This is a genomic window from Sphingobium sp. RSMS (assembly GCF_005406185.4).
In the GTDB taxonomy this organism is placed as follows: Bacteria; Pseudomonadota; Alphaproteobacteria; order Sphingomonadales; family Sphingomonadaceae; genus Sphingobium; species Sphingobium fuliginis.
Genome location: NZ_CM191258.1, coordinates 36414 through 58680, shown reverse-complemented (window position 1 = coordinate 58680; position 22267 = coordinate 36414). Strand labels below are relative to the sequence as shown.

Annotated in this window: 17 protein-coding genes; 10 read left to right on the top strand and 7 right to left on the bottom strand. The window is 67.4% G+C overall.

Annotated elements, in window-relative coordinates:
* The first annotated feature begins 93 nt into the window (after positions 1-93).
* Positions 94-2064 (top strand): elongation factor G, encoded by a 1971-nt coding sequence (locus EGM87_RS18455; RefSeq protein ID WP_137708681.1) that lies wholly within the window; start codon positions 94-96, stop codon positions 2062-2064.
* A 361-nt stretch (positions 2065-2425) separates the two neighbouring features.
* Here EGM87_RS18455 and EGM87_RS18450 read toward each other — a convergent pair whose 3' ends face one another.
* Positions 2426-2788, bottom strand: coding sequence for a hypothetical protein (locus EGM87_RS18450; RefSeq protein WP_025548473.1), 363 nt, complete (start codon positions 2786-2788; stop codon positions 2426-2428).
* A gap of 114 nt (positions 2789-2902) precedes the next feature.
* Between EGM87_RS18450 and EGM87_RS18445 the strand changes: the two genes are divergently transcribed.
* The 3 genes from EGM87_RS18445 to fixJ all read left to right on the top strand — a co-directional run bounded on the left by EGM87_RS18445 (position 2903) and on the right by fixJ (position 5575).
* Positions 2903-3718, top strand: coding sequence for a universal stress protein (locus EGM87_RS18445; RefSeq protein WP_025548471.1), 816 nt, complete (start codon positions 2903-2905; stop codon positions 3716-3718).
* Positions 3719-3738: 20 nt separating this feature from the next.
* Positions 3739-4884 (top strand): sensor histidine kinase, encoded by a 1146-nt coding sequence (locus EGM87_RS18440; RefSeq protein WP_025548469.1) that lies wholly within the window; start codon positions 3739-3741, stop codon positions 4882-4884.
* Between the two features lie 67 nt (positions 4885-4951).
* Positions 4952-5575 (top strand): response regulator FixJ, encoded by a 624-nt coding sequence (fixJ, locus tag EGM87_RS18435; protein WP_025548467.1) that lies wholly within the window; start codon positions 4952-4954, stop codon positions 5573-5575.
* 38 nt (positions 5576-5613) lie between these two features.
* Here the strand turns inward: fixJ and EGM87_RS18430 are convergent, their stop codons facing one another.
* From EGM87_RS18430 to EGM87_RS18415, 4 genes are read right to left on the bottom strand one after another with little or no spacing between them, the layout of a single operon-like run.
* The gene (locus EGM87_RS18430; protein WP_025548466.1) at positions 5614-6405 is read right to left on the bottom strand and encodes a DUF2182 domain-containing protein; all 792 of its coding nucleotides are present in this window, start codon (positions 6403-6405) and stop codon (positions 5614-5616) included.
* Positions 6406-6407: 2 nt separating this feature from the next.
* Entirely contained in the window at positions 6408-7040 is a 633-nt protein-coding gene (locus EGM87_RS18425; protein WP_025548464.1) for a DUF1326 domain-containing protein, read from the bottom strand.
* 38 nt (positions 7041-7078) lie between these two features.
* A complete protein-coding gene (locus EGM87_RS18420) occupies positions 7079-8227 on the bottom strand; it encodes a sterol desaturase family protein (RefSeq protein ID WP_025548463.1) in 1149 nt (382 codons plus the stop codon).
* A gap of 53 nt (positions 8228-8280) precedes the next feature.
* Positions 8281-8880, bottom strand: coding sequence for a TetR/AcrR family transcriptional regulator (locus EGM87_RS18415; RefSeq protein ID WP_025548462.1), 600 nt, complete (start codon positions 8878-8880; stop codon positions 8281-8283).
* A 109-nt stretch (positions 8881-8989) separates the two neighbouring features.
* Here EGM87_RS18415 and EGM87_RS18410 point away from each other — a divergent pair, with 109 nt between their 5' ends.
* From EGM87_RS18410 to EGM87_RS18400, 3 genes are read left to right on the top strand one after another with little or no spacing between them, the layout of a single operon-like run.
* Positions 8990-12013 (top strand): DUF2339 domain-containing protein, encoded by a 3024-nt coding sequence (locus tag EGM87_RS18410; protein WP_137708682.1) that lies wholly within the window; start codon positions 8990-8992, stop codon positions 12011-12013.
* 24 nt (positions 12014-12037) lie between these two features.
* A complete protein-coding gene (locus EGM87_RS18405) occupies positions 12038-15433 on the top strand; it encodes an acyl-[ACP]--phospholipid O-acyltransferase (RefSeq protein WP_025548460.1) in 3396 nt (1131 codons plus the stop codon).
* A 45-nt stretch (positions 15434-15478) separates the two neighbouring features.
* Positions 15479-16324, top strand: a complete 846-nt coding sequence (locus EGM87_RS18400; protein WP_103000792.1) for an oxygenase MpaB family protein — start codon at positions 15479-15481, stop codon at positions 16322-16324.
* Positions 16325-16364: 40 nt separating this feature from the next.
* Here the strand turns inward: EGM87_RS18400 and hutC are convergent, their stop codons facing one another.
* Both hutC and EGM87_RS18390 read right to left on the bottom strand, forming a co-directional pair.
* Complete coding sequence (hutC, locus tag EGM87_RS18395) at positions 16365-17060, bottom strand: histidine utilization transcriptional repressor HutC (protein ID WP_025548458.1); 696 nt, start codon at positions 17058-17060, stop codon at positions 16365-16367.
* Positions 17057-18385, bottom strand: a complete 1329-nt coding sequence (locus EGM87_RS18390; protein ID WP_137708683.1) for a formimidoylglutamate deiminase — start codon at positions 18383-18385, stop codon at positions 17057-17059. The genes hutC and EGM87_RS18390 overlap by 4 nt, the downstream gene beginning before the upstream one ends.
* A gap of 302 nt (positions 18386-18687) precedes the next feature.
* On the opposite strand from EGM87_RS18390, the gene hutI reads away from it, so the two are divergent.
* From hutI to hutG, 3 genes are read left to right on the top strand one after another with little or no spacing between them, the layout of a single operon-like run.
* A complete protein-coding gene (gene hutI / locus EGM87_RS18385) occupies positions 18688-19875 on the top strand; it encodes an imidazolonepropionase (protein WP_170825658.1) in 1188 nt (395 codons plus the stop codon).
* Positions 19872-21392 (top strand): histidine ammonia-lyase, encoded by a 1521-nt coding sequence (hutH, locus tag EGM87_RS18380; RefSeq protein ID WP_065847679.1) that lies wholly within the window; start codon positions 19872-19874, stop codon positions 21390-21392. Before hutI ends, hutH begins: the two co-directional genes overlap by 4 nt.
* Positions 21389-22180, top strand: a complete 792-nt coding sequence (gene hutG / locus EGM87_RS18375) for an N-formylglutamate deformylase (RefSeq protein WP_137708684.1) — start codon at positions 21389-21391, stop codon at positions 22178-22180. The genes hutH and hutG overlap by 4 nt, the downstream gene beginning before the upstream one ends.
* Positions 22181-22267: the final 87 nt, after the last annotated feature.

Here is a 22267-nt window from a genome sequence, read left to right as displayed (position 1 = left end):
CGCCCTTGCGTTCCGGCCGATATGGGACGAACATCCCTGCTTCCAAGCGACCGGCTTCATCAAGAGAGACGGATGGATTGGAGGAGAGCCAGGATGAGCGGCTGTTACACCCGGGCCATCGCGCTCGTCGGACCCGCCGGGGCGGGCAAGACCAGCCTTGCCGAAGCGATGCTGTTCATAACCGGCGCGATCCCGCGCCAGGGATCGGTTCAGGCGGGAAACAGCACGGGCGACGCCAGCCCGGAGGCGCGCGAACGGGGCAGTTCCACCGAACTCAACCTGATGCATTTCGAATGGATGGGCGACCGGTTCGCGCTGATCGACGTGCCCGGCGCGCCGGGCTTCGCCGCGGATGGGGCATCTGCGCTCGACATGGCCGACCTTGCCGTCGTGGTGATCGATCCCGATCCCGAGCGCGCCGCGCTGGCCCAGCCGGTGCTGCGCAGGCTGGAGGGCGCGGGCATCCCGCACGCCTTGTTCGTCAACAAGATCGATCAGGCGCGGGGCAGCATAGAGGACCTGTTGACGGCGCTCGCGCCGATGAGCGCCGCCGCCCTGGTGGCGCGCCAGATCCCGATCCGCGCCGGGGAACGAGTCGCGGGCTTCGTCGACCTCGCGCTGGAGCGCGCCTATCATTATGAGACGGGCAGGAAATCGCAGCAGGTCGCGCTCGCCCCGCATGTGAAGGACGATGAAAGCGCGGCGCGTTTCCACATGCTGGAACAATTGGCCGACCATGACGACCTGTTGCTCGAACAATTGCTGTCCGACGAACAGCCCAGCCTGGAAACCGTCTTTGCCGATCTGGCGCGGGAGACCGCCAGCGGCCTGATCGTCCCGGTGCTGTTCGGTTCCGCCTCCAACGGTTTCGGCATCCGACGGCTGTTGAAGATGCTGCGCCATGACACGCCCGCGCCCGCCCGGACGGCGGAGCGACTGGCGATCAGGGGCGAAGCGGCGCAGATCTTCAAAATCTCCCACGCGGCGACGGTCGGCCGGCTGGCGCTGGCCCGCATCTTCGGCGGCGCACTTGCCGACGGGGCGGAGATGGCCGACGGCAAGGGGCGGCCATTAAGGCCCGGCGGATTGTTCGCGATCCAGGGCATGGCGACGGCGAAGATCCCGGCGGCCGAAGCCGGCTCCATCGTCGGCATCGCCAAGGTCGAGGCCGTTCAGGCAGGCGAGCTGATCGGCATGGCCGGCACGGCCCCGCAGCCCGGCCTGCCGGTGGAGAAGAGGGCGGCGAACTGCGCGCTGGCGATCGCGGCGAAGGACCATAAGGACGAGGTGCGGCTTTCCACCGCCCTCAACCGGCTGGCCGAAGAGGATGCCGGGCTGCACTGGGACCAGGATGAAGGTTCGCGGGAGACCCTGCTGCACGGCATGAGCGAGGACCATCTCGCCGTCGCAATCGACCGGCTGAAGCGGCGTTACGGCGTCGCCGTGTCCGTTCAGGCGCCGACGATTGCCTATCGCGAATCGATCCGCAAGGCCGTGACCCAGCGTGGCCGCCACAAGAAGCAATCCGGCGGCCATGGCCAGTTCGGGGACGTCGTGCTGGAAGTCCGTCCTCTCGAACGGGGCGAAGGCGTGCGTTTCGAGGAACGGATCACTGGCGGCGCGGTGCCCCGGCAATATATTCCGGCGGTCGAGAAGGGCGTGATCGACGCCGTCGCAAGGGGGCCGCTCGGCTTTCCCGTCGTGGATGTCTGCGCGGTGCTGGTGGATGGATCGTTCCACAGCGTCGACAGTTCCGAACTCGCCTTCCGCACCGCCGGGCGCATCGCCATGGCCGACGCCCTGGCGGCGGCGTCACCCTATCTGCTGGAACCGGTCGCCCATGTGACGATCATGAGTCCGGGCGCCGCCACGTCCCGCATCACATCCGCCATTGCGAGCCGCCGGGGCCAGATGTTGCGGATGACGACGCGGGACGGCTGGCACCATTGGGACGTGCTGGAGGTCCTCCTCCCTGAGGCTGGGTTGCAGGGGCTGGAAGCCGAGATCCGCTCGATGAGCCAGGGCATGGCGCATTATGAGGCGCATTTCGATCATCTGGCGTAGGTCAATGCGAAGCTGGCCGACAGCATCGTGCAGCGGGCGAAGGAGCCGGCTTAGAGCCAATCGACATTCAGATGATGACGAGCCGAAAATGGCGGTTTTACGTCGAAGTTCACAGTGTACGCGCACGCGTGCCAGCGCGCGCGTATGCGAAGGCGGGATTTTGATCGGACGTTTCAAAGAGGGACGCGAGATAGCGCGGCAGGGACGGAATAGGACAGGCCGAATGGGCCCTGTTGGAGAAATAGGATGTTTTTGGAGGAAGCTGTTGCGGTTGGGTGCGCATTTGAGGATGGCCGCGCGCAGACGCAATGGGAACGGGCCTAGGCTCAGGACCCAAAGCGGCGGTCCGGCGCGCCTGCGATCAGGCCGGGCTGAGCCCCTTCACCACGAAGGGCAGGCATTCCCCGTCCGGGTCGGTCAGGGTCAGATAGGCGCCCGGATGGATGGCATGCGCGTCCAGCCGATAGATTTTCTCGTCATCCGCCTCCCCCGGCTCATAGGACAGCGCCCAGCCATGCCGGGTGTGCAGCAGCGTACCGTGCCGGTCCGGCTCATTGGGCCAGAACCGCCGCGCCGTCGCCAGTTCGGGATGGATGCGATATTCCCTTTCGTCGATCACGCCGCCGCTGCCGAGCGGCAGGCGCAGGACATAGCTTCGCGCTGCCGATCCGTTGGGAAAGGCCGGCGTCCGGGCAAGTTCAAGGCGTATGGTCGTCCAACTCATGACCATTGCAATCGGATTCCGCGGCGGAAAGAGATATAAGGATTATTCCTGATGGCGACCGCGCCGGGGCAGTCCTAGCCAGAGGGTGAAGAGACGCTTGCCGGGAGACAGACGATGAAATCGGTCCTGCTGCACATTCATGAAGATCATGGCGCGGAAAGCCGCTTGCAGGCGGCCTGCGATCTCGCCCGCGCATCGGGCGCGCATATCCATTGCGTGCAGGTGACCGCCATGCCGGATTTCGTGGCGGCCGACATGTATGGCGGCGCGTCCATGGCCCCCGCGATGATGGCGGAGCTTTACGACATCGATGAAAAGGCGCGAATGCGCACCGAGGATCGGCTGCGCCGCGAGGACGTGAGCTGGGACTGGCGCCATGTGGAGGGCGATGTCGTCCATGGCCTGCTGTCCGCCGCGACGCTGACCGACGGCATGATCGTCACGCTGCCGTCCGGGCCGCGCCGGGAATTCGCCGACCCGCTGCATCTGGCCGCCGATCTGGCGCTGGCCGGGCGGGTTCCCGTGATCGCCGTGCCGCAGGAGGCGAAGTCCTTTCCGGTGACGGGCCGCGCCGTCGTGGCGTGGGAGGGCTCGCAGGAAGCCTCCGCCGCGCTGCGCCTGTCCGTGCCGCTGCTGAAGCTGGCGGAGGAGGTGCATGTCGTGACGGTCGAGGAAGCGGGCAAATATCCCTTCCCCGCGACCGACGCGCCCGAATATCTGGCCCGCCATGGCATCAAATGCCAGTTCCATAGCTGGCCGCAGGATGGCCGGACCGTCGAAGCGGCACTGAAGGCTGCGGTCGGCACGCTGAAGCCGGACTGGGTGGTGATGGGCGCCTTCGGCCATAGCCGGCTCAGGGAAATGGTGTTCGGCGGCGTCACCCGCGCCATGTTGCGCGAGATACATGTTCCGCTCTTGCTGGCGCACTGAAGCCACGGCATGGTGGGAGCATGGCGGTAGCGGACGATGAGACGGAAGGCTTGACGCAGCGCGAGCACAGCCTGGAACAGGCGCTGCTCGGCTCGATCCTGGCGACCGTGCCGGACGCGCTGATCGTCATCGACATGCACGGGCAGATCGTGTCCTTCAGCGCGGCGGCCCAGCGCATGTTCCAATATGCCGAAAGCGATGTGCTGGGCGAGAATATCTCGATGCTGATGCCCTCCCCCGACCGGGAGAGGCATGACGGCTATATCGGCCATTATCTGTCCACGGGCGAAAAGCGGATCATCGGCATCGGCCGCCTGACCAGCGCGCGGCGGCGGGACGGGTCGACCTTTCCCATCGAACTGTCTGTGGGCGAGGTGCAGGACGAGGGGCGGCGGCTGTTCACCGGCTTCATCCGCGACCTGACCGAGAGCCAGCAGGCCGAGCGGCGCGTGGCGGACCTGCAGGCGGAACTGGCCCATGCGGGCCGCGTGACGGCGATGGGCACGCTGGCGTCGGCCCTTGCGCATGAACTCAACCAGCCGTTGACCGCCATCGCCAATTATCTGGAGGCGGGGCGCGACATGCTCGACGCCGAGGGTCCGGTGGACCGCGATCTGCTGCGCGAGGCGATGGCGGAAAGCGCGGCCCAGGCGCTGCGCGCGGGGGAGATCATCCGGTCCCTGCGCGAGTTCATCAAGCGCGGCGAGACGATGCGGCAACCCGAACCCCTGCGCCTGTTGCTGGCGGAGGGGGCGGCGCTGGCCTTCATCGGCGTCGACAGCCGGGGCCTCGATATGGACATCAGCGTCGATCCGCGCGTCGACAAGGTGCTGGTCAACCGGGTGCAGTTGCAGCAGGTCATCATCAACCTCACCAAGAACGCCGTGGAGGCGATGGCCGGCAGCCCGGCGCGCATCCTGCGCCTGTCCGCCATCCCCGGCGAAAACGGCAGGGTCGAGGTGATCGTTGCGGACAGCGGGCCGGGGCTCGCGCCGGAGATGTCACGCACCCTCTTCACCCCGTTCACCACCACCAAGCCATCCGGCATGGGCGTCGGCCTGTCGATCAGCCAGACCATCGTCGAGGGTCATGGCGGGCGCATCTGGGCCGGACCGTCGCAATGGGGCGGCACGGCCTTCCACTTCACCCTGGACGCAGCGGACTAGAGCATTTTGAAGTCGGCCGGCACGGCTGACGGGCTTGCAAAATGCGGCCAACAAGAAGGACCATAGCATGAGCGAGCCATTCCCCATCTATGTCGTGGACGATGACGAGGCGATCCGGCGGTCATTGTCCTTCATGCTGAAGACGAGCGGTTTCGCGGTGAAGCTGTTCGACGGCGGCCTGCCCTTTCTGAAGGAGGCTGCCGACCTGGAGCCGGGCTGCGTGCTGCTGGACGTGCGGATGCCCGACATGGACGGGCTGGCGGTGCAGCGCGAGCTGCGGGCGCGGGGCATCATGCTGCCCGTGGTGATCATGACGGGCCATGGCGACATCGACATGGCGGTGACGGCGATGAAGGCGGGCGCGAGCGACTTCATCGAAAAACCGTTCGAGAAGGCAGCGTTGCTGGGCTGCGTCGATGCCGCGCGGCGGGTGGCCGTGGCCGACCGTGGCGCGAGCGCGCGGGCGGACGATGCGCGGGCGCGGCTCAACATCCTGACGGAGCGGGAGCGCGAGGTGCTGGACGGGCTGGTGGAAGGGCTGCCCAACAAGACCATCGCCTATGACCTGGGGATCAGCCCGCGCACGGTGGAAATCCACCGCGCCAACCTGATGCAGAAGCTGGAGGTGAAAAGCCTGGCCGAAGCGCTGAGGATCGCCTTCCATGCGGGAGCGGAGAAGGACGAGGCGTAGATCGGGCTGGCGCCCGGCATGGCCCCGGCCGAAAACCGTCAGCCCGTCAATATCGCCCATGCCAGCAGGATACAGCCCATGCCCGCCGCCACGGAGACCATGCGGCCCCAAGGCAGCAGCTTCTCCAACGCCACCAGCAGCGTCAGCAAAGCGATCCAGGCCAGGTTCATGGTCCCGCCCACGAACAACAGCGTCATCAGCATCCAGCAGCAGCCGACGCACCAGGCGCCGTGGATCATCCCCATGCGGAAAGCGCCGGTCCATCCCGGCCGATAGTGGCGGCTGAGGAATTGCGCGGGATTGCGGCACTGGCGCAGGCAGGCGTCCTTCCATGGGCTGATCTGATAGGCCCCCGCCCCGATCAGGAGCGCGGCCGCCAACGGGCGGCTGGATGTCGCCATCGCCATGGGGGACAGCATCGCCATTGTGGCCAAGCGCCACTGCGCCAGCGTGGCTGTCAGGGAGAAAAAGCCCCAGACCAGCAGATAGCCCAGGGTGAAGCTCTCCGTCGCGGGGCGCGTGGAGGCGGGTGCGGCGCGAGCGTAGAGGAGGACCATCGGCGCGGCGGAGGGGAGCATCATCGCGATCATCATCACCCACCACATGGCGAACGTCACGACGAACTGCGCGGCGGTCCATGGCATGTCGCCGGGCATCATCATCGCCAGCATCGGGTCTTCCGCCAAGCCGGCCGGAAGCAGGGAGGCGGTCGGCGCCATGCCCATGCCCGCGCCCGAAAGCAGCCAGCCCCAGGCCACAAGGATCAGCACCGCAAGCGCGACAAGCGAAATCAAGCGGTGCCGGGCGAGCACCGCGCTAAATGCCGGCACCGTCAGCCCCTGACGACGCCGTGGCTGTCGAGGTGGAGATAGGCGAACTGGCCGTAGCTCGCCGCATGGTCGAGCCGCATCGGCGCAATCGAGCGGCTGGCGCCGGAGCCGACCTCCGCCACTTCATATTCGAAGCCGTCGGGCAAGTGGATCTGGGCGCGGATTTCCGATCCGTCCACCGGGCTGCGGATCGGTTCGCCGTCCATTTCCAGATGGCCCGGGATGCGCAGGCGGCCCTTGCGTCCTTCCACGTCGACCTCAAAATCGACAGGAACGAAGCTGGGTTCATGCATGGTGGCGATGGTGGAAGCGAAGACGGCGAAGACCGTCGCCATCGGAGCGGTGTCGCCGCCGGTCATGATCGTCAGCAGGGCATTGCGCTGCGCTTCCGTCGCCCGTTCGTCGACGAAGGCGGCACATTCCCCCTGCCCTTCATGGATCGGGCCGGGCCAGCGGAAGACCGCGGCGATATTGAGGCCCGACAGGTCGGTACTGCCGTGGCGCCCCTCATCGATGGCGAAGCCGAAGGCGGCCTGGCAATGCCCCTTGTCGGGCAGGCCGCCGAACTGGCAGTTGCAGCCATATTCACAGTTGCAGTTGGCGAATTCGCGGCCCTTGAGCATCCAGTAGACCATGGTCCGACTCCCCTGACAGCCGGAAGACCATAGCAGATTCAGGCGGCCGCGTCGCGCTTTCGGCGGAAGGGATAGAGGAATTGCGCGCGATAGCCCTGGGGCACCTGTTCGGGCACGCCATAGCCGGTCGGCCATGCGCTGTCGGGCAGATGGTGGGTGCCGAACAGGCGGTCCAGCAAAGGGAAGTGGATCGCGAAATTCTTGTCGACCGCGACCTCCTCTATCGCATGATGCCAGTGGTGGAAGCGCGGCGTCGCGACGATGCGGCCGAGGCGGTTGAAGTCGCCGCGCAGATTGGCGTGGAGCAGCGAGGAGTAGATGTAGACGAAGCCGATATAGGCCTGCATCACCGATGGCGAAAAGCCGAAGGTGAGCAGCGGCAGTGATGTCACGCCGCGCAGGGCGATGATCTCGAAGAAATGCATGCGCGCGCCGGCGAGCCAATCCATGGACCTGGCCGAATGGTGCACGGCATGGAAACCCCAAAGGAAGGGGATGCGGTGGAAGGCGCGATGGAACCAATATTGGACGAAATCGGTCAGCAGCACCACTTCCAGGAACTGGAGCGGCCAGGGCTGGCCAGCGATCATGGCGCGGATGCCTGCGAGGCCGGCGGTGTTGGCGTTGATGAAGCTGGACGGCGCCAGCGCGAGGAAAGTGATGAGCTGCACCATCATCGAGCTGATCAGATAATAGAACAGGTCCTCCCGCCATTCCTGTCGGAACAGGCGCTGCTGCGCCCTATGTGGGAAGAGGCGCTCGATGGGGGCGAACATCAGGCCGGTGGCGACCATGTTGACGGCGAAGAAATCGACGCCGAAGAACACGCCCCAATCATGGGTCTCACGCGGCTGGACTTCCGCTCCGCCCAGCAGGGTGGCGAGCAGCGCGACGATGAGCGCGGTGACGCCGATCGCTTTGCGTGTACGCAAAAGCAGGCTGAGCAATGCCAGGGCATAGCCGCCGATCAGCAGCGCATGGACCATGGGACGCAGCCCGCCCCATGCATGCAGCGCCGCCAGTTCGGGCGTCGAAAACCAGTCGGGCCAGCGTAGCGCCATGACCAGACAGAGCCCGGTGATGCTGAGCAACAGCGCGAAGAAGCCGGAGAACCAACCGCTGCCGAGGCGCCGCACGGCAAGGGGCGATTGCAGGTCGCGTTCCAGACTGTCGAACCAGTTTGCCATGATATGTCCCCTTTACCTCCGGCTTGCCCCGCCTGCCGTGCCTGCTGCCTATGTTAAAGCTTCGCCCCTGCCGCCCTCAAGCTTTCCTTGACCCGCGCGGTGGCCATTTCGAGAGGGGCCGTCTCGCCCAAAAGGGCGAAGCTGCCGTTGAGCGCGAAGGTGCAATGGCCATGCACCGTCGCCACCAGCGAGCGGGCAAGGCGCGGTGCCACGTCCTTCGCATCCGGCGGCAGGACAGCCGCGACTTCGCGCACGACGACCTCCGTAAGGCCGGCGCGCTGCCGGGCATAATCATCCGGCATGGGCACGCCAGGCGGCAGGCGATGGTCGTAGATCGCCATCCAGATGTTCGTGTTTTCCGATGCGAAGCGGAAATAGCCCTCCACCAGCGCGGCGATCCTGTCCTGCGGCCGGCTGGCGAGGCGCTGTTCCAGAAAGGCGGCCCAGAGGTCGAAGGTACGTGTGTTGATGGCGACGATCAGCCGGTCATAGCTGCCGAAGACATTGTAGAGCGTGCCCACCGAATAGCCGATGCGCTTCGCCACCTCCCGCGAGGAGAATTTGGCGAAACCGGACTCGGCCATGTGGCGATGGCCTTCCTCCAGGATGAGCGCCTCCAGTTGTTCGCGGCTATGGTCGGATCGTCTGCCCATGGACAAGCGGATAGAAGATCAATTGAACGCTGTCGAATTATTTTATTGAACAGTGTGTAATTTTTGGGTAGCTGAGACTCCATTGGCTGGGTTTGCAGGGGTTCGACTCATGCTTGTGACGCTGGTTCTGCTGGTTTTCGGAGTGATGCTGTTCGACATGCGCGGGCGGTTGAAGGCGGCCGAGCATAGGTTGGCGCTGCTGGAAGGGGGGATTGGAGACGCGCCCTTCCCCGCTCGCTACCGGCGCGCCGACGGGGATGGAGATGACGATGCCGGGGTGAAGACGGCGGCGCCCGCAAGCGTCGTGGAGCGGCGGGTTGCCATAGACACCGCTCCGCCATACCCCATACCTGCAGTCGTGATCGACCGTCGATCCAGCGAAGGCGGGACTCACTCTCCTGCGCGGTCCGCTTCGGATGAGGTTCGGGAGATCGATGCCCCCTTTTCCCCGGATGACGGGGAAAAGGGGGAAGGCATCGATATGGCAGCCGAGCGCCCGGCCCGCCCCTCCTTCAGCTTCGAGGACCTGTTCGGCCGCCGCCTTCCGATCTGGGCGGGCGGGGTGACGCTCGCCGTGGCTGGCGTGCTGCTGGTCAAATATTCGATCGATGCAGGGCTGCTCGCGCCGCTGGTGCGAGTGGTTCTGGGACTGCTGTTCGGCGGAGCGCTGATCGGCGGGGCCGAGGCGGCGTTGCGGCTGGAGGATCGGGTCCGTGACGCGCGGGTGCGGCAGGCGCTGGCGGGTGCGGGGTTGGCGACGCTCTATGCCGCGATCCTGGCGGCGCACATGCTGTATGGGCTGGTCGGGCCGGGCACTGCCTTTGCGGGGCTTGCGGGCGTGACGGGGCTGGCCATGGCGCTGTCGCTGCGCTTTGGCGCGCCGAGTGCGCTGCTGGGGCTGGTCGGCGGTCTGGCGGCGCCCGCCCTGGTCGAGGCGGGGCAGCCCAATGTGCCCCTACTAAGCTGTTATCTCGCGCTGGCGGTCGGTGGGCTATGCGTGCTGTCGCGCACCCAGCGCTGGATGTGGCTGGGGGTGAGCGCGCTGGTCGGCGGGGCCGGCTGGGGCGTCGTCATGCTGGCGATGGGCGCGCTGGATTGGGCATCGTCGCTGTCGGTGGGGTTGCTGGTGCTGATGCTGGGGATGGCATTGCCGGTCCTGGCCTTTTCCGGAACGCGGGCCGCGCTGCTGCGCATGGGCGCGGCCGTGGTGGCGGCGGGCCAGATGGCGGCGCTGGTGGCGACGGGCGGCTTCGGCCTGCTGCAATGGGGATTGTTCGGGCTGCTGTCGCTCATGCTGGTGTGGCTGGGGCGGGACGCGGCCTTGCGGCCGCTGGCGGCGATCGGCGCCGGTGTCGCGCTGCTGCTCGCGGCGGTGTGGCCGCAGCCGGAAATGGGTCGCTTCGCCCTGGTGATGCTGGGCATGGTGGCGATTTATGGCGGCGCGGCCCTGCTGCGGGTCTGGCGCGGCGCTTTGGTCGAGGCGGGACAGATCGCAGGACTGGCGCTGGGTGGATTTGCCGTCGCGTTGGGGCAATGCTGGCGGGTCGGGCTGGACGGGGAATTCGCCCTGCTGGCGCTGGCCGCCGCCGGATTGCCGGGCGCGGCCATGGCGATGGGCTGGCGATGCGGGACGCGGCGGGAGGATGCGCGCTTCGTGACGCTGGCGAGCGCCGCGGCGCTGCTGCTGGTGGTGGCCGGCGGGCTGGGGCTGCCGGAGTGGAGTCTGGCCATGGTGATCGCTGCGGTTGCAGCCGCGCTGCTGAGGTTGGCGGCGCTGGCGGAGGACCGGCGGGTCGAATGGAGCGGCTGGGGCTTCGCCTTCGGCGCGCTGGTGGTTCTGGCCGGATCGGACGATGTCGTCCGGCTGTGGGGAGAGGCGGCGGATGAGCCGGGCTGGCAGGGCGTGATGCGTTGGGCTGCGGGAGCGGCAATGGCGGCGCTGTTCGCCTGGCGGGCGCGCTTTGCCGAGGGGCGGATGGTCGCGCAGGGCGTGGCGGTGCTGCTCGCCTATGGGGCCGTGGCGCAGACGGTGCCGGCGCTCTGGGTGCCGGTGGGACTCGCGCTGGGGCTGGCCATGCTGGCGGAAGGAGCGCGGCGGCTGGCCGTCGGGCGAATGGCGCCCGCCCTGGGGGTGGCCTTGGCGCTGGTGGCGCTATGGGCGGCCTGGCCCCTGGGAATCTGGCTGGGCCGGGTTTTGCTGTCGCTGGTGGGTGAACCCGTGCTGGTGCGGGACTTGCCCGGAATAGGCGAGGTGGCGCGGCGGATCGCCTTGCCGGCGATGGCGCTGGGCCTTGCCCTGTGGCGGGGCGGTTCCGCCGTGGATGCGGTCGGGCGGCGGATCGGCTGCTGTGTCGCGGCGGTGCTTGGCGGAGTGGCGGCGCATGTCGCATTCAAGCAGCTTTTCGCTTTGGGGAGCCTGGCGGAGGTGACGCGCCTCGCCCTGGCGGAGCGCACGCTTTGGGAGGCTGTGCTGATGGGCCTGGGTTTCGTTGCGTTGCGGGGCCGGATCGCGCTGGCCCGATTCCATCCGTTGCGGAAAGCCGGGGAGAATGTGGAGCGCGCGGTCGGGACATGCCTCATCGCGGCGGGATTGGGGCATTTGCTGGTTTATTCGGTGGTGCTGCATAATCCGCTCTGGTTTCCGCAGGCGGTGGGGCGTTGGCCCCTCCTCAATCTGCTGCCGGTGGTGCTGGCCCTTGCCTTCGTGGCGCTGAAGGTGGCGGATGGCTGGTCACGGCGGATGGCGGATGGCGTGCGGATGGCCTTGATCGCGCTGTTCGGCGTGGCGCTGCTGCGGCAGCTTTTCGTCGGATCGCTGCTGACCGTGCGCGGAGTAGGCCAGGTGGAGGATATTCTCCGTTCGGTGCTCGCATTGGCGCTCGCCATCGGCTTCCTGCTCTGGGGCATCCGCGGGCAGGCGCAGGCCGCAAACGCCAGGGACTGGCGCATCGCTTCGCTGCTGCTGATGCTGTTCGCCGTGGCCAAGGTGTTCCTGTTCGATGCGTCCGGGCTGACCGGGCTGCTGCGGATCGCATCCTTCCTTGCCCTGGGCTTCAGCCTCATCGGCATCGGATGGCTCTATAATCGCCTGTTGCGGGAGCCGGTTAACAACTCCGCGACTATTGCTGCATAATGCGTGAAGGACGGGGGTAAGAAAATGTCCGCACCTGATCTGTCTTTGCTGGGTAAACGCCGTTTTGCGCCCTTGTTCGTGGTGCAGTTCCTGGGCGCGTTCAACGACAATCTGTTGAAGTTCGCGCTGCTGTTCCTCGCCAATTTCAGCCTCTATCGGGCCGAGCCCGACAAGGCGGAGATGCTGGCGACCATCGCCACGGGCCTGTTCATCCTGCCCTATTTCCTCTTTTCCGCGCTGGCCGGGCAATTGGCCGACGCCTGGGACAAGGCGAAACTGGTGCGGGCGGTGAAGGCGGCGGAGATCGTCATCATGGCCCTCGCCGTCACCGGATTCTGGCTGGAATCGGTGCCGGTTCTGCTGTCCTGCCTGTTCCTGATGGGGCTGCATTCGACCATCTTCGGGCCGGTCAAATTTTCCATCCTGCCGCAGCATCTGCGTGCCGACGAGATCATGGGCGGCACCGGCCTGATCGAGGCGGGCACCTTCCTTGCGATATTGAGCGGGCAGTTGCTGGCCGGGGTGATCCCGCCCTGGGAAGCGGGACTGGTGGCGGTGGGGCTGGCGACGCTTGGCTTCCTGGCCAGCCTGGCGGTGCCGGCCGCGCCGACCGTGGTGCCGGGCCTTCGGATCGAGCGGAACATCTTCAGGAGCACCTGGCATATATTGAAGGCGGCGCGGCATGGGCGCGGCGTGTGGCTGTCGATCCTGGGGATAAGCTGGTTCTTCGCCGTGGGCGCGGTATTGCTGGCGGAGTTCGCGCCGCTGGTGAGCGGGGTGCTGAAGGCGAAGCAGGAGGTCGCGACCTTCTTCCTGCTGATCTTCTCGGTCAGCGTGGCGCTGGGGTCGATGCTGGTCAACCGGCTGCTGGGCGGGCAGGTTTCAGCGCGCTTCGTGCCGGTATCCGCGCTGGCGCTGGCCGGGTTCATGATCGACCTGTGGCTGTCGACCGGTTCCTATGCGCCGATGCATTCGGGCGCTGGCATAGCCGAATTCGTCGGGTCGCCGGGAAGCTGGCGGATCATGGTCGATCTGTTCGGCATCGCCTTTTCAGGCGGCATGTTCATCGTGCCGCTCTACGCGATCCTCCAGACGCACAGCCCGCGCGAGGAACGGTCGCGCACCATTGCGGCCAACAACATCGTCAACGCGGCGGTCACGGTGGCGGTCGTCACGGCGGTGACGGCGATGCTGGCGCGGGGCGAGAGCGTGCCCGGCGTGATCGGGGTGATGGGCTTCGCCACGCTGGCGGTGGCGCTGATCAGTTGCTGGCTGCTGCCGGAGACGGTGATCAAGGCGATCGTGCGCGGGATGTTGCGGCTCTGCTATCGGGTGGAGGTGCTGGGCGCCGGGAATATGCCCGGCGTGGGCGAACCGGCGGTCGTCGTGGTCAACCATGTGTCCTTCCTGGACGGCCTGCTGCTGGCGGCCTTCCTGCCGGGGAAGCCCACCTTCGCGGTGCATACGCGGATTGCCAGGGCGTGGTGGGTAAAACCGTTCCTGTCGCTGTTCGACGCCTTTCCGGTCGATCCCACCAATCCGCTGTCGGCCAAGGCGATGGTGAAGGCGGTGCGCGAGGGGCGGACGCTGGTGATCTTTCCGGAGGGGCGGATCACCGTCACCGGCGCTTTGATGAAGGTGTTCGACGGCCCCGGCATGGTCGCGGACAAGGCCGACGCGCCGATCATTCCGGTCCGGATCGACGGCGCGCAGTTCACGCCCTTCTCGCGGCTCAGGGGCAAGGTCCGGCTGCGGCGCTTTCCCAGGATCACGCTCACCGTCCTGCCGCCACGCCGCTTCGCCATCGAGGGCGAGATGACGGCGCGGGCACGGCGCGCGATCGCGGGGCGGCGGCTCTATGACGAGATGAGCCAGATGATGTTCGCGACATCCGACACGGACAGGACATTGTTCGAGGCGCTGCTGGAGGCGTGCCATGTGCATGGGCGCGGGTCGGCCATCGTCGAGGATGTGAAGCGCGAACCGCTGAGCTATGGGCGGCTGGTGACGGGGTCGCTGGTGCTGGGGCGGGTCATGGCGCGTTCGACGCGGCAGGGCGAGGCGGTCGGCGTGCTGCTGCCCAATGTCGCCGGGGTGGCGGTGGCCTTCTTTGCCTTGCAGGCGGGTGGGCGGGTGCCAGCGATGCTGAACTTCACCGCCGGGCTGGCTAACCTGAAGGCGGCGTGCACGGCGGCCGGCATTCGGACGGTGGTGACGGCGCGGGCCTTTGTCGAGCAGGGCAAGCTCGGCGATGTGGTCGCGGGGCTGGAGGCGGAGGGGATCGCCTTCCTCTGGCTGGAGGATGTGGCGGCAGGCATTGGAACCGGGGCGAAGCTGCGCGGGTTGATCGCCAGCCGCTTTGCCGCGCGCGCGCATGGGCGGCTCAAGGTTTCGCCGGACGATGCGGCGGTGATCCTGTTCACCAGCGGGTCGGAGGGGCTGCCCAAGGGCGTGGTTCTGACGCATCGCAACCTTCTGTCCAACTGCCGGCAATTGGCGGCGAGGATCGACTTCAATTCGGCCGACGTGGTGCTGAACGCCCTGCCGGTATTCCATAGTTTCGGCCTGACCGGCGGGACGTTGCTGCCGATCTTCCATGGGGTGAAGACGCTGCTCTATCCCAGCCCGCTGCATTACCGGATCGTGCCGGCGCTCGCCTATGACGCCAATGCGACCATCCTGTTCGGGACCGACACCTTCCTTTCGGGCTATGCGCGGATGGCGCATGGCTATGACTTCTACTCGCTGCGCTACATCTTCGCGGGCGCGGAGCGGGTACGGGACGAGACGCGGAAAATCTATGCCGAGAAGTTCGGGCTGCGCATCCTGGAGGGCTATGGCGCGACCGAGGCGGGGCCGGTGATCGCGGTCAACACGCCGATGCACTTCCGCGCCGGGTCGGTCGGGCGGCTGTTGCCGGGGATAGAGGCGCGGCTGGACGATGTGCCGGGGATCGAGGAAGGCGGGCGGCTTTCGATCCGGGGGCCGAACATCATGGCGGGCTATATGAAGGCCGATGCGCCGGGCGTGCTGCAACCGCCGGAAGGGGGCTGGCACGATACCGGCGACATCGTGACCATCGACGATCAGGGCTTCGTGACGATCCGGGGGCGTGCGAAGCGCTTTGCGAAGATCGGCGGCGAGATGGTCTCGCTGCCCGCCGTGGAGGGCTATGCCTCTGCCGTGTGGCCGGATGCGGACCATGCGGTGGTGACGCGGCCCGATGCGCGCAAGGGGGAGCAACTGGTGCTGTTCACGACCGCGCGGGATGCGAAGGCGGCCGCGTTGCAGGCCTGGGGGAAAGCGCATGGGGTGGCGGAGCTGGCCCTGCCCCGGGACATCCGCGTGCTGGATGCGCTGCCGCTGCTGGGAACCGGGAAGACCGACTATGCGTCCATGACCCAGATGGCGGCCGGGTAGGACAGATCCTTCCTGCGCCGAAGGCATGGGAAGGATTGGGTGTTGGTGGAACGGCCTTCTCATCTGGTGCGGCGGTTGCTGGTGCGCCAGGTGCGGGGCGTGTTCCATGACAGCGCCCGGGGAGAGGCGCCGGTCGTCGCTTCGGACCGGGCGCTTTATCCGCCGGGGTCGGTGATCCGGCGGGTGCATGGCGACGTCACCGGCATGATGATCGGCGGGGTCGGCGCATTGCTGCTCCAGATGCTGCATCCGGCCGCCCTTGCCGGGATTTGGGACCACAGCCGGTTCCGTGACGACATGCTGGGGCGGTTGCGGCGGACGGCGCGGTTCATTGCCGTCACCACCTATGCCGAACGGGCCGAGGCGGAGGAAGCGATCGCGCGGGTGCGACAGGTGCATGAGCATGTGCGTGGGACGCTGGCGGACGGGACGGCCTATGCGGCGGGCGATCCCCGGCTGCTGGCCTGGGTGTATGTCTGCGAGGCGACGAGCTTTCTCGACGCGTGGATGGCCTATGGCGAACCGTTCATGCCGCTGGCGGAGCAGGACCGCTATTTTGCCGAGGCGGCGCTGGTGGCGCGGGCCCTGGGGGCCGATCCGGTGCCGGACTGCCGGGCCGAGGCGGTGGCGCTGATGGCGCGTTTTCGCGGCGAGCTGGCAGCGACGGAACGGACGCGGGAGGTGGCGCGGATCGTGCTGCGGCAGCCAGCGCCCTCGCTGGGGCTGATGCCGGCGCAGGCGATGATGATGCAGGCCGCGGTGGCGCTGCTGCCGGGTTGGGCGCGGCGGATGCATGGCTTTTCGATGCCGGTCGTGGCGCGGCCGCTGGTCCGGGCGGGGGCCTTTGCGCTGGCGGGAACGATGCGCTGGGCGTTTCGCGGCGAAGATTGATCGCAGCCCCCCGTGGGGGCTGGAATGACGGAAGCGGGGTTCAGGCGTTGAAATGGGCAACGAGGGCGTAGCGTTCGCCGGGGTAGAGCAGGCGGGCGTAGGTGATGCGTTCCCCGCCGCGCCAGGTCCAGCGTTCCAGCGCCAGGCAGGCGGCGTTTTGCGGGACGTCGAGGGCGTCCGCCGTCTCCGGACCGGCGTTGAGGGCGGTGATGCGATGTTCCGCCTCCGTCCAGGGAACATGGGCGAGCAGCCAGGAGCCGGGAGGTTCGGCGCTGAAATCCACCTCGGCCGCTTCGGGAACGGCGCGCAGGTTGATGAGGCGGGTTTCCGTCGCATAGGGCAAATCCTGGACGAAGTGGCGGCATTCCAGAGCGAGCAGATCGCCGTCTGGCACGCGCAGCAGCGCCTTGTCTTCCGCGCTTGCCCGGCGGCGCTCGCGACGGATGAGGTCGAGGCGGTAGCTGAGGCCCTGCCCTTCCACTTCGGCGCGGATGTCCGGGATTTCCAGCGCGGCACGGTGGAAGCGGGGCGCGGCGACGAAGGTGCCCGCGCGCTTTCGGCTTTCGAGCAGGCCCGACTGCACGAGCGCGCGCAGCGCCTTGTTCACCGTCATGCGGGAGCAGCCATAGGCGTCCATCCATTCCGCTTCGGTCGGGATGCGGTGGCCGGGGCGCCATTCGCCCGACATGATGCGGCTTTCGATGTCGCGGCGGATGCGGCGGTGGAGCGGGGTCAATCGAGCAGGGCCTTGAGGAGTTGGGTGTAGCGCGCCTCTATGGCGGGGCGGGCGTGGTGGAGGCCTGCGGTAACGCGCCTGACGCCGGCGCACCAGACGCTATCGATCTGGGCGCGGGCGAAGATCCAGCTGTCGAGCAGGCGGTCGCCGGAGCGGGCGGCGGTGGTGGGCTGGCCGGGGCGGAGGGTGACGATGTCGGCGCGGGCGCCCGGCGTGAGGGTGGCGGGGGGATGGCCGAGCGCCTGGGCGCCTTTCCGGGCATGATGGTAGAGGCTGGCGCCGGTTGACTGGCCTGGGGCGGTGAGAAGGTTGCGGGCCTGGTGGGTCAGGCGCTGGCCATATTCGAGCAGGCAGAGTTCGGCGGCGGCATCGATCCGGATATTTGAGTCTGAGCCTATGCCGATGCGGCCGCCCTGGGCAAGGAAAGCGCGGGCGGGGAAGAGGCCGTCGCCCAGATTGGCTTCGGTGATGGGGCAGAGGCCGACGCCGGCGGCGCTTTTCGCGATGGCGTTCCGTTCGCTGTCGGCGATGTGGGTGGCGTGGATCAGGCACCAGCGTTGATCGACCTCCGCATGGTTCATGAGCCATTCGACCGGGCGCTGGTTGCTCCAGGCGAGGCAGGCTTCGACCTCCGCACGCTGTTCCGCGATGTGGATGTGGATGGGGCCGTCCGGTGTCAGGGCAGTGATGGCGGCGAGTTCCTGCGGGGTGACGGCGCGCAGGCTGTGAGGAGCGACGCCCAGGGTCGCGTTCAGGGGTTTCAGGGCTTCCAGCAGGCGGGCGTAGCTGTCGGGGGTGTGGAGGAAGCGGCGTTGGCCTTCGGTTGGGGGGACGCCGCCGAAATTCGAGTGGGCGTAGAAGACCGGGAGCAGGGTGAGGGCGATGCCGGTGTCGTCGGCTGCCTCAGCGATGGCTTCGGCCATGGCGGCGGGGTTGGCGTAGGGCGCGCCGCTGGGGTCGTGGTGGAGATAGTGGAATTCCCCGACGCTGGTGAAGCCGCTTTCGAGCATTTCGGCATAGGCCAGGGCGGCGATGGCGCGGAGGCCTTCGGGGTTCAGGCGGTCGAGGAAGCGGTACATCGCCTCGCGCCAGGTCCAGAAGCTGTCGCCACCCTCCCCTGCTCTTTCGGTGAGGCCGGCCATGGCGCGCTGGAAGGCGTGGCTGTGGACATTGGGCAGGCCGGCGAAGGCGGGGCCGTGGCGTTCGTCGCCGGGTTCGGGGGGAATTCCATGAACGATCCGGTCAATGAACCGGCCTTTCAGAATCATGCGGACGGAAGGACGCCAGCCTTCGGGGAGGAGAGCCTGTTCGAACCAGAGCGCCATTTCGATTTCCCCTCTCCAAAGACATGGGATTGGCCGGAGATGGCTAATCCAAGACATTCCCCTCCCGTAAACGGGAGGGGTTAGGGGTGGGCGCGAGCGTAGCGAGCTTCTGACTTAGCCGTTGCAAAACAGCGCAGATGCCGCGCCAGCCCACCCCCTAACCCCCTCCCGCCTGCGGGAGGGGGAATGTCCGCCTTCCACCCTGTTTCCGTTTCCAACCTGAATCCTTGCGCGCTCTGGACAATGGTGATCTGCTCCATTTATGTATATACATTATTGAGTCGGCGCCAGTGGAAATGACGATGCGGCCTGCCTGCGACAGAATCTGGACCCATGCGCGTCTTGCGACTTTGCGGGATGGGGTGGGTGTCGTCGAAGACGGCGCGGTGGGGGTGCGGGATGGCTTGATCAGCTATGTCGGCAGTGCGGACGGCGCGCCGGATGCGGTCGAGACGATCGATTGCCAAGGGCGGTGGATCACGCCGGGGCTGATCGATTGCCATACGCATCTGGTGCATGGCGGCAACCGGGCGGCGGAGTTCGAGATGCGGCTGGCCGGGGCCCGCTATGAGGACATAGCGCGGGCTGGGGGTGGGATCATCTCCACCATGCGGGCCACGCGGGAGGCGAGCGAGGAGGCGCTGGTCGAAAGCGCCCTGCCCCGGTTGGATGCGTTGATCGCCGAGGGCGTCACGACCGTCGAGGTGAAGTCGGGCTATGGTCTGGACCTCGACAATGAGGTCAAGATGCTGCGGGCGGCGCGGCGGTTGGGGAGCGAGCGGGCCGTTTCCATCAGGACCAGTTTTCTGGGCGCGCATGCCCTGCCGCCGGAATTTTCAGGCGACGCGGACGGCTATATCGATCTGGTCTGCGGCATGTTGCCGGAGATTGCGCCGCTGGCCGACGCGGTGGATGGGTTTTGCGAGGGGATCGGCTTTTCCCCGGCGCAGATCGGAAGGCTGTTCGAGGCGGCCGGGCGGCTGGGGCTGCCGGTGAAATTGCATGCGGAGCAATTGTCGAACAGCCGGGGGGCGGAACTGGCGGCGCGGCATGGGGCGCTTTCCGCCGATCATCTGGAGCATCTGGATGCGGCGGGGGTGGCGGCCATGGCGCGGGCGGGGACCGTCGCGGTGCTGTTGCCGGGGGCCTTTTACTTCATGCGCGACACGCAGGCGCCGCCGGTCGAGGCCTTGCGGCGGGCGGGCGTGCCCATGGCGGTCGCGACCGACTGCAATCCGGGGACCGCGCCGCTGACGTCGCTGCTGCTGGCGATGAACATGGGGGCGACCCTGTTCCGGCTGACGGTCGAGGAATGTCTGGCCGGGGTGACGCGGGAGGCGGCGCGCGCGCTGGGGATGCTGGAGCGGGTCGGGACATTGGAGGTCGGCAAGCGGTGCGACCTTGCCGTCTGGGACATCGAGCGGCCGGCGGAACTGGTGTATCGCATGGGGTATAACCCGCTCCATGCGCGTGTGTGGAGAGGAATATGAAGCTGGTTCCGGGCGCGGTTTCGCTGGGGCAATGGCAGGCGATTTACGAGGGCGCGGCGGTGGCGCTGGACCCGGCCTGCGCGCCCCGCATCGCGGCCGGGGCGGCGGCGGTCGAGCGGATATTGGCGCGGCATGAGCCGGTCTACGGGATCAATACCGGCTTCGGGAAGCTGGCGAGCGTCAGGATTGGCGACGATGATCTGGCGGTGCTTCAGCGCAATATCGTGCTGAGCCATGCGGCGGGGACCGGTGCGCCCTCCCCCGTGCCGGTGGTGCGGTTGATGATGGCGTTGAAGCTGGCGAGTCTGGCGCAGGGCGCTTCGGGCGTTCGGCCGGGGACGGTGGCTTTGCTGGAGGCGATGGTGGCGCGAGGCCTGATTCCTGTGGTGCCTGCGCAGGGGTCGGTGGGGGCCAGCGGGGATCTGGCTCCCCTGGCGCATATGACCGCCGCGATGATCGGGGTCGGGGAGATCTGGGTTTCGGGCGAGCGGGTGCCTGCCCTTGAAGCATTGGCGCGGGCCGGGTTGGGGCCGGTGGAACTGGGGCCGAAAGAAGGGCTGGCGCTGCTCAACGGGACGCAGTTTTCGACCGCGAACGCCCTTGCCGGACTGTTCGGGGCGGATCGCCTGTTCCGGACGGCTTTGGTGACGGGGGCGCTCTCGACCGAGGCGGCCAAGGGGACCGATGCGCCGTTCGATCCGCGCATTCACCGGCTGCGGCGGCATGCGGGGCAGATGGCTGTCGGCGAGGCTCTGGCGGCGCTGATGGCGGGGTCGGCCATTCGCGCTTCGCATCGGGACCATGATCCCCGCGTGCAGGACCCATACTGCCTGCGCTGCCAGCCGCAGGTGATGGGCGCGGCGCTGGACGTGATGCGGTCGGCCGGAGCGATGCTGGAGACGGAGGCCAATGGGGTTTCGGACAATCCCCTGATCTTCGCCGAGACGGACGAGGCGCTTTCGGGCGGGAATTTCCATGCGGAGCCGGTGGCTTTCGCGGCGGACATGATCGCCATGGCGGTCTGCGAGATCGGATCGATCGCCGAGCGGCGGATCGCGATGCTGGTCGACCCGGCCCTGTCGGGACTGCCCGCCTTTTTGACGCCCCGGCCGGGGTTGAATTCGGGCTTCATGATTCCACAGGTGACGGCGGCGGCCCTGGTGTCCGAAAACAAGCAGCGGGCCTTTCCGGCGAGCGTGGACAGCATTCCGACTTCGGCCAATCAGGAGGATCATGTGTCGATGGCGGCGCATGGGGCGCGGCGGCTGGCGGAGATGGTGGCGAATGCGGAAGCCGTGATCGGGATCGAGCTTCTGGCGGGGGCGCAGGGGTGCGATTTTCATGCGCCCTTGCGGTCTTCGCAGGCGCTGGAGCGGGTGCGGGCGAGGCTGCGCGGGCAAGTGCCGCATCTGGAGGAGGACCGGCATTTCCATGCCGATATGGAGGTCGCCAATCTTCTCGTGCGCGGCGGGGCGGTCGTGGAGGCGGCGGGGCTGGACCTGCCGGGCGTGCTGTGACGGACTGGCTGACGGTCGAGCGGGGCGAGGCTCCGCTGGTGGTGGCCCTGCCGCATGCGGGGACCGATCTGGTCGATGTGGAGGGCGCGTTTCGTTCGTCGGAAGTGGCGCGGCGGGATGCGGACTGGTGGGTGGACCGGCTTTACGGCTTTGCCGGGGATTTGGGCGCGACCGTGGTGCGGACCGGGGTGTCGCGCAGCGTGATCGATGTGAATCGCGATCCTTCGGGGGCTTCGCTTTATCCGGGGATGGCGACGACGGAATTATGTCCGACGACGACTTTCGATGGGGAGCCGCTTTATCCGGGGGATGAGCCGGACGAGGCGGAGATCGCGCGGCGGCGGGAACGGTGGTTCGATCCCTATCATGCGGCGCTGGCGGGGGAGATCGATCGGCTGCGGGCGCGGCATGGGCGGGTGGTGGTCTATGACGCGCATTCGATCCGCAGCCATGTGCCCCGGCTGTTCGAGGGGGAGTTGCCGCTGTTCAATATCGGGACTTTCGATGGGGTGAGTTGTTCGGCGGAACTGGCCGAGGCGGTGCGGGCTGTTTGCGTGGGGAGCAGCCATGTGGTGGACGGGCGCTTCAAGGGGGGGTGGACGACGCGGCATTATGGGGCGCCGGAGCGGGGCATTCATGCGATCCAGATGGAATTGGCGATGCGGGGCTATCTGGATGAAGGCGCGGGGTGGCCGCCGGTTTTCGATGCCGGGCGGGCGGCGGGGACGATCGCGGTGCTTCGGGAGGTTTTGGGGGGATGTTTGCGGTTTGCGGAAGGGGGTGGGTGAAGGTGACGTCTCACCCTCACCCTTCCGCCGCGCTTTGCGCGGCTCCCTCCCTCTCCCGGTGGGAGAGGGAATATGGAAGGATGTTCG